The following is a 7,865-nucleotide window of genomic DNA, read 5'->3' on the forward strand; positions in this document are numbered from 1 at the left end:
AGCGAACCGACTTCATGACCAACCGCCGTTCTTTCCTCAAGCAGGCCGGGATTCTGGCCGCCGGCCTGCCATTGGGCGCCGCCGTGAACCTGCCGACGCGGGCCGCCAGCCCGCAACCGGTCTCGGCAGACAAATGGGTGCAACTGCGCCAGTTGTTCGACCAGGATCCGGACTACCTGCACTTCGCCAACTTCCTCGTGACCTCGCACCCAAGACCGGTGCGCGAAGCCATCGAGCGCCATCGCGCCACGCTGGATCGCAACCCCGGCCGGGCGATGGACTGGGACCTGGGCGAGACCGAAAAGCGTGAACAGATCGTGCGCGAGTGGGCCGGTCGCTACCTCAAGGCCAGACCCGAACAGATCGCCCTGACCGGCAGCACCACCGAAGGCCTGGCGCTGATCTACGGCGGCATTCACGTGCGTCCGGGACAGGAAATCCTCACCACCGAACACGAGCACTATTCGACCCACTACACCCTCGGCTACCGCCAGCAGCGCGACGGGGTCAAGGTGCGCAAGCTCAAGCTGTTCGAGAACAGCGCAAAAATTTCGGTCGACGAAGTGCTGAGCGGCATTGATCGCGGCATCCGCCCCGAAACCCGCGTGCTGGGCATGACCTGGGTACAGTCCGGCAGCGGCGTGAAACTGCCGATCGGCGAGATCGGCAAACTGGTCGAGCAACACAACCGCCAGCGTGACGACAAGGACCGCATCCTCTACGTGGTCGACGGTGTGCACGGCTTTGGCGTCGAAGACCTCGACTTCCCCGACATGCATTGCGATTTCTTTATTGCCGGCACCCACAAATGGATGTTCGGCCCGCGTGGCACCGGGATCATCTGCGCGCGCTCCAGCGAGCTCAAGGACGTCACCCCGATCATCCCGACCTTTTCTGAAGCCACCACGTTCTCGACCACCATGACCCCGGGCGGTTACCACAGCTTCGAACACCGCTGGGCGCTGGACGAAGCGTTCAAGCTGCACCTGGAGCTGGGCAAGAACGAGGTGCAATCGCGCATCCACAGCCTCAACACCTACGCGAAAAACCGCTTGCTGGAACAGCCCGCCATCGAGTTGGTGACACCACGTAGCGCGGCACTGTCATCCGGTTTCACCTTCTTCCGGATCAAGGGCCGCGACTGCGATCAGGTCGCCGCGCAACTGATGGCCGACCGCGTGGTGTGCGATGCGGTAGACCGCGATGTCGGCCCGGTAATCCGCATCGCCCCGGGCCTGCTCAACAGTGAAAACGACATCGAGCGTTTCATGGCTGTGCTGCACAAGCACCTGTGAAGCGCCCCGCTTTCCTTTAATCGAGATGACTCATGAAACGTGATCTGTTGTCCCCCACCACTGGCGCCGGTGCACTCAAGGCCCTGGCCCTCACGGCCCTGCTCGGCAGCCTGCTGCCGAGTGCCGCGCTGGCCGCCACACCGCCCACGCCGGGCAAAGTGTTCAAGGACTGCAAGGACTGCCCGGAAATGGTCGTGTTACCGGCCGGCACCTTCAGCATGGGCACCCCGGACGATGAAGTCGGTCGCGAACCCGATGAAGGCCCGATGCATGACGTGACCTTCGCCAAACCGTTCGCCATGAGCCGCTTCCAGATCACCGCCGGTGAATGGGACAACTACGTGCGCGAAAGCGGCGTGACCATCGCCAATGGCGATACCCGCCCCGGTCGCGAATGCGTCGCCAGCAAGCCGCGCTACCCGCAGGGGCCTCGGCAACCGGCGGTGTGCATGAACTACTACGACGTGAAGAACTACGTCACCTGGCTGTCGAAAAAAACCGGGCAGAACTACCACATGGTCAGCGAGGCCCAGCGCGAATATGCCGCGCGTGGCGGCACCCAGGGTCCGTTCCCCTTCCCGTTCGACGAGGGCAAGGCCTACAGCATCGCCAAGCACGCCAACACTTACGGCCCGGCGGACGGTTTCAGCTACAGCTCGCCTGTGGGCAGCTACCCGCCCAATGCCTTTGGCATGTACGACATGCACGGCAACGTCTACGAATGGGTCGAAGACTGCGAACACCCGGACTACGTCGGCGCACCTGCCGATGGCAGCGCGTGGCTGGAAGCCAATTGCGAAGCCGTGCGCATTCGCGGCAACGACTGGGGCGAAGCGCCGGTGTTCTCGCGCTCCGGCAACCGCAACAGCCAGTATCCGAACGAGCGTGGCGACTGGATGGGCTTTCGCGTAGTGCGCGAGCTCTGAGGCAATTTTTTCAAACACCGACATCCCCCTGTGGGAGCGAGCTTGCTCGCGAATACGGCCTGTCAGTCACCAACACTGTCGACTGACCCAACGCTTTCGCGAGCAAGCTCGCACACAGGTTTTTACCGGGTCGCCGCCAGTCGGCACCCGGCTAAATTAAGCCGGCCGCCAGACGTTCTACTGGGTATCTGCCTTTATACCCAAGGAACTGTCTTCCATGACCCAGCCTGCCCGTGGCGCCATCGGCGAACTGTTCGCCCTGTTGAAACCGTTTCGGCTCATCGTTGCCGCGTCCATTTTTCTGGGCATGGTCGGCGGCCTCAGCGTCACGGTATTGCTGGCGACCATCAACAACGCCCTGCATTCGCCAAGCGGCCTGACCCAAGGCGTGGTCGCACTGTTCGCCGGCCTGTGCCTGCTGGCCCTGGCCAGTTCGATCTGCTCGGACATCGGCACCAATTACGTCGGCCAGCACATCATCGCCAAACTGCGTAAACAGCTGGGCGAGAAAGTCCTCTCGGCGCCAATCGAACAGATCGAGCGCTACCGCAGCCATCGGCTGATCCCGGTGCTGACCCACGACGTCGACACCATCAGCGACTTCGCCTTCGCTTTCGCACCGCTGGCGATTTCCGTCACCGTGACCCTGGGGTGCATGGGCTACCTGGCGCTGCTGTCGTGGCCGATGTTCCTGATCATGGTCGCGGCGATCCTCATCGGCACGGCGATCCAGGCCTACGCCCAGAGCAAGGGCGTGCAGGGTTTCATGGCCGCGCGCGATGCCGAAGACGAATTGCAGAAGCACTACAACGCGATTGCCGAGGGCGCCAAGGAACTGCGCATTCACCGCCCGCGCCGTCAGCGCATGTTCGTGTCGGGGATCAAGGCCACCGCCGAATTCATCTGCAACACCCAGGTGCGCTCGATCAACACCTTCGTGATCGCCAAGACCTTCGGTTCGATGCTGTTCTTCGTGGTCATCGGCCTGGCCCTGGCGCTGCAAACCTTCTGGCCCAGCGCCGACAAGACCGTCATGAGCGGTTTCGTCCTGGTGCTGCTGTACATGAAAGGCCCGCTGGAACATCTGATCAGCACCCTGCCGATTGTCAGCCGCGCGCAGATTGCCTTTCGCCGCATCGCTGAACTGTCCGAGCAATTCTCCACGCCCGAAGCGCACCTGTTGCTCAGCGATCAGAGCCAGACCAACAAGACCGTGCACAGCCTGGAACTGGCCGACGTGCGTTACGCCTTCCCGGCCGTCGACGGCGCTGCGCCGTTTCAACTGGGGCCGGTCAACCTGACGATCAAACAGGGCGACATCACGTTCATCGTCGGCGAAAACGGCTGCGGCAAAACCACCCTGATCAAATTGCTGCTGGGCCTCTACACCCCGCAACAGGGCGAGATTCGCGTCAACGGCGTGGGTATCGATGCGCACAATCGCGATGACTACCGCCAGTTGTTCACGACGATTTTTGCCGACTACTACCTGTTCGATGACGTGGTCCAGGGCGACATGCAGATCCCGGCAGACGCCAACAAATACCTGCAACGGCTGGAGATCGCGCACAAGGTCAGCGTCAAGGACGGCAGTTTCACCACCACCGACCTGTCCACCGGCCAGCGTAAGCGCCTGGCGCTGGTCAATGCCTGGCTGGAGGAGCGTCCGGTGCTGGTGTTCGACGAGTGGGCGGCCGATCAGGACCCGACCTTCCGCCGCATCTTCTATACCGAGCTGTTGCCGGACCTCAAGCGCCTGGGCAAAACCATCATCGTGATCTCCCACGACGACCGCTATTTCGATGTGGCCGATCAACTGGTGCGCATGGAGCGCGGCCGGGTGCTCAGCGAACTGACCCCGGCCTGATACACCCGCCGTACGCCTTCGCGGCTTGATCCGCAGGGCGCCCCCCCTGTTTCAGCGCACAGAACCGACCCGAAAGCGATTTATTTGTCGGGTTTGTTTCCGGTTTTTTGCCATCGCTCCGTCTTAATAATAATTCCTATTAACAAAAACTCTGCACAACACGTTCAGGAGCTCAGGCAAGTCATGCACCCTCTTCCACGCCGCACACCTCTCGCGCTGGCCGTACAGCGCCCGAATTTGCATACAACCCTGCTGACCCGTGTGCTGCTGACCGCCACCTTGCTGGGGAGCTCGATGGCCAACGCGGCACCGGTCAAGGTCAATATTGCGGTGCAGCCGCTGTCCAGCGCGCTGACCGAACTGGGCCTGCAGACCAACCTGCAGATCCTCTACAGCCCGGACCAGGTGGCCGGGATCAAATCCCGCGCAGTGTCCGGTTCGCTGGAGCCGTCCGACGCTCTGGCCGCGATGCTCAAGGACAGCGGAATTTCCTTCCAGATCAATGGCAGCAGCGTGACGCTGGTATCCGGTGGCGCGGGTTCGACCCTGCAACTGGGCGCGACCACCATTTCCGGTCAGACGCTGGGCCTGACCACTGAAGACACTGGCGCCTACACCACCGGCGCCACCACCACCGCCACCAAGCTGCCGCTGACCATTCGCGAAACGCCGCAATCGGTGACCGTAGTCACCCGTCAACAGATGGACGACCGTGGCGAAAAGAACATTGGCGACGTGTTGCGCAACACTCCCGGCATTTCCGTGCAGCAATATGACAGCGACCGCACCGAGTACTCGACTCGCGGGTTTGCCATCACCAACTTCCAGTACGACGGCGTCAACAACGTCTACGACGGCGTGTACGACGAGGGGGCGACCCATGTCGACATGGCCACCTACGACCGCGTCGAAATCATCAAGGGCGCCACGGGCCTGATGACCGGCTCGGGCGACCCGTCGGCCACCGTCAACCTGGTGCGCAAAAAGCCGACCAAGGAATTCAAGGCGTCGATCACCGGCACGGCCGGCTCGTGGGACAACTACCGCACCGAAGGCGATATCTCCGGCCCGCTCAATGACAGCGGTTCGGTGCGCGGGCGTTTCGTCGGCGCCTATCAGGACAAGAACTCCTACATCGATCACTACACGCAGAAAAAGGATGTGTACTACGGCATCCTCGAAGCCGACCTCAGCGAAGACACCCTGCTGACCTTCGGCATCGACAGACAGAGCGTGACCCCGCGTGGTTCGTCCTGGACCGGCAACCCGGTGTACTTCGCCGACGGCGGGCGTACCGACTTCCCGCGCAGCTTCAACCCGGGCGCCGACTGGAGCCGTCGCGACTTCGACTCCGTGACCTACTTCACCGCGCTGGAGCAGGCCCTGGCCAACGACTGGAAACTCAAAGTCAGCCTCAACGAGAAAATCAGCGACCACGACACCCAACTGGCCTCGGCCAGCGGCGGCAACCCGGATCGCGCCACCGGCGAAGGCATGTTCCTCTACTGGGGTCGCTGGGAAGGTCACCGCGTGCAGGATTCGGCGGACATCAACCTCTCCGGCCCGTTCACCCTGGGCGGGCGCGAGCATGAACTGGTGGCCGGTTTCATGGCCTCGCACTCGCGCCAGACCGGTGCGACGTTCGACACCAGCGCCTTCAGCCAGGTGCCGGGCAGCATCTATGACTGGAACAGCCATCTGCCGAAACAGGATTTCCCGAAGAACGGCAAATACGAGCGCACCCAGAGCCAGAACGGTATCTACCTCGCCACGCGCCTGCGCCCGACCGACGACCTCTCGGTGATCCTCGGCAGCCGTCTGAGCACCTTCAAATACAACGAGGACTACTCCTATAACGCCGGCACCGGCATGTCCGACACGCATGCCAGCTACAAGGAACACGGCGTCGTCACGCCTTACGCCGGTGTGGTCTATGACCTCAACGACACCTACTCGCTGTACGGCAGCTACACCAACATCTACCAGCCGCAGATCTACAAGGATACCGACGGCAAAACCCTCGCCCCGGTCGAAGGCAACGCCTACGAAACCGGTCTGAAGGCCGCCTACTTCGATGGCCGCCTCAACGCCAGCCTGGCGTTCTTCCGCATCGAGCAGGACAACGTCGCCGAATCGATCGGCACCAACCCGGTGACCAACGAAGGCATCTACAAAGCCATCGACGGCGCCACCACCAACGGTGTCGAACTGGAACTGGCCGGTGAACTGCAAGAAGGCTGGAACCTCTCGGCCGGCTACACCTACGCCCGTACCCGTGACCAGGACGAACAACGGATCTACGGCTACCCGCTGTCCACCACCAAACCCGAGCACGTGTTCCGCACGTTCACCACTTACCGCCTGCCGGGTGTGCTGAACAAGGTCACCGTCGGTGGCGGCGTGAGCTGGCAGAGCGCGTTCTACGGCAAGATCTACAGCGCACCGGCCGGCGACTACACGCGCATCAAGCAAGGCGGCTACTCGCTGGTGGACCTGATGACCAAGTACGAATACGACGAGCACCTGAGCTTCACCGTCAACGCCAACAACGTCTTCGACAAGAAGTACCTGACGGGCCTGGGCAACTTCGACACCACGTTCTACGGCGAGCCACGCAACCTGCAACTCACCGCCAAGTACAACTTCTGATTCACCCCGGAAACACCCATGCCCGTCTCGAAAGAGGCGGGCATTTTTTTTGCCCCGTCGTGGGTCTCGTGGACTTTCTGTCGGGCAAAAAAAACCGCCATTGCCGGCTCGGCAAGGGCGGTTCCCGGATCAGATCAGGTCAGATGTGTGAGCGTACCCACTGCGCCACCTCGGCATGGATCGCCTCGACCTCACCCAGCAGCCCGGCCATGCGCAGGAAGTCGTGGGTCATGCCCGGCTGTTCGAGCAGGGTCATGTCATTGCCGGCCGCGCGCAGGCGCTCGGCGTAGGCCAGGCCTTCGTCATGCAGCGGGTCATACCCGGCGAGGTACACCAGCGCCGGGGCGACACCGGACAGATCCTGCGCCAGCAACGGCGAGCAGCGCCAGTCGGCCAGATCTTCCGGGGTGCGTGCGTAATGCGCGTAGAACCAGTCCAGCGTCGGGGTCTCCAGCAGATAGCCTTCGGCAAAATCACGATGCGAAGCGCGATGGTGGGTGGCGTCTGTTACCGGGTAGACCAGAACCTGCGCCTTGGGCAGCAGCTCCAGTTCCTCGGGTTCGCGCACCGCGATCAACGCCAACACGGTGGCCAGCGTCGCACCGACGCTGTCACCGGCCAGCACCGTGCGCGCGGCGTCCAGGCCCAGACCTGCGCCTTCGCGCACCAGCCAGTTGCCGGCATCGCAGGCATCTTCTACCGGGGTCGGGAAACGCCATTCCGGCGCCAGGCGATAGTCCACCGTCAACAGGGCGAAACCACCCTGCGCCGCCAGGCGCCGGCACAGTGCATCGTGAGAATCGAGGCTGCCGACCACGTAACCGCCACCGTGGAAATACAGCATCACCGGTTGCAGGCCGTCAGTGGCCTGCCCGGCGCGGTACAGGCGTGCCGCCAGACGGTGACCATCGCGGGCGGCGATGGTGAAATCTTCGCAGGCAACGTGGTCCAGCGGGACATCGAGAAACCCCGAAGCCGCTTCGAAATCGATGCGTGCCTGTTGCGGGGTCTGCTCGTGCATCGCACGGCTTTTGCCGGTCAGTCGGCCGAACTCGGCGAGTTCGAGAAATGCTTGCAGCTCTGGCAGTACCGCCATCGTTTACATCCTTCCAAAAACAGGTGAATGAC

The 7,865-nt window shown here is 62.6% G+C and carries 5 protein-coding genes; 4 read left to right on the forward strand and 1 reads right to left on the reverse strand.

Annotated features, from left to right (window positions below; genetic code table 11):
* Positions 1 to 14 precede the first annotated feature (14 nt).
* The 4 genes from pvdN to KKQ10_RS10510 all read left to right on the forward strand — a co-directional run bounded on the left by pvdN (position 15) and on the right by KKQ10_RS10510 (position 6,737).
* Positions 15 to 1,295, forward strand: a complete 1,281-nt coding sequence (gene pvdN / locus KKQ10_RS10495) for a pyoverdine-tailoring periplasmic protein PvdN (RefSeq protein WP_215501102.1) — start codon at positions 15 to 17, stop codon at positions 1,293 to 1,295.
* Positions 1,296 to 1,327: 32 nt separating this feature from the next.
* Positions 1,328 to 2,221, forward strand: a complete 894-nt coding sequence (pvdO, locus tag KKQ10_RS10500; protein ID WP_215501044.1) for a dihydropyoverdine dehydrogenase — start codon at positions 1,328 to 1,330, stop codon at positions 2,219 to 2,221.
* A gap of 217 nt (positions 2,222 to 2,438) precedes the next feature.
* Positions 2,439 to 4,088: a cyclic peptide export ABC transporter gene (locus KKQ10_RS10505; RefSeq protein WP_215501045.1), complete on the forward strand. Its 1,650-nt coding sequence runs from the start codon at positions 2,439 to 2,441 to the stop codon at positions 4,086 to 4,088.
* A gap of 183 nt (positions 4,089 to 4,271) precedes the next feature.
* The gene (locus tag KKQ10_RS10510; protein ID WP_127652149.1) at positions 4,272 to 6,737 is read left to right on the forward strand and encodes a TonB-dependent siderophore receptor; all 2,466 of its coding nucleotides are present in this window, start codon (positions 4,272 to 4,274) and stop codon (positions 6,735 to 6,737) included.
* A gap of 139 nt (positions 6,738 to 6,876) precedes the next feature.
* Here the strand turns inward: KKQ10_RS10510 and KKQ10_RS10515 are convergent, their stop codons facing one another.
* Positions 6,877 to 7,833 carry an alpha/beta hydrolase gene (locus tag KKQ10_RS10515; RefSeq protein ID WP_215501046.1) on the reverse strand — a complete coding sequence of 319 codons (957 nt, stop codon included), beginning with the start codon at positions 7,831 to 7,833 and terminating at the stop codon, positions 6,877 to 6,879.
* Between the last annotated feature and the right edge of the window lie 32 nt (positions 7,834 to 7,865).

The sequence above is a fragment of the Pseudomonas sp. MG-9 genome (assembly GCF_018729515.1).
GTDB lineage: Bacteria > Pseudomonadota > Gammaproteobacteria > Pseudomonadales > Pseudomonadaceae > Aquipseudomonas > Aquipseudomonas serboccidentalis.

Bases quoted from the DNA above. Each gene is read 5' to 3' on its own strand.
- pvdN (WP_215501102.1), top strand. From the start codon at position 15: ATGACCAACCGCCGTTCTTTCCTCAAGCAGGCCGGGATTCTGGCCGCC.
- pvdO (WP_215501044.1), top strand. From the start codon at position 1,328: ATGAAACGTGATCTGTTGTCCCCCACCACTGGCGCCGGTGCACTCAAG.
- KKQ10_RS10515 (WP_215501046.1), bottom strand. From the start codon at position 7,833: ATGGCGGTACTGCCAGAGCTGCAAGCATTTCTCGAACTCGCCGAGTTC.
- KKQ10_RS10505 (WP_215501045.1), top strand. From the start codon at position 2,439: ATGACCCAGCCTGCCCGTGGCGCCATCGGCGAACTGTTCGCCCTGTTG.
- KKQ10_RS10510 (WP_127652149.1), top strand. From the start codon at position 4,272: ATGCACCCTCTTCCACGCCGCACACCTCTCGCGCTGGCCGTACAGCGC.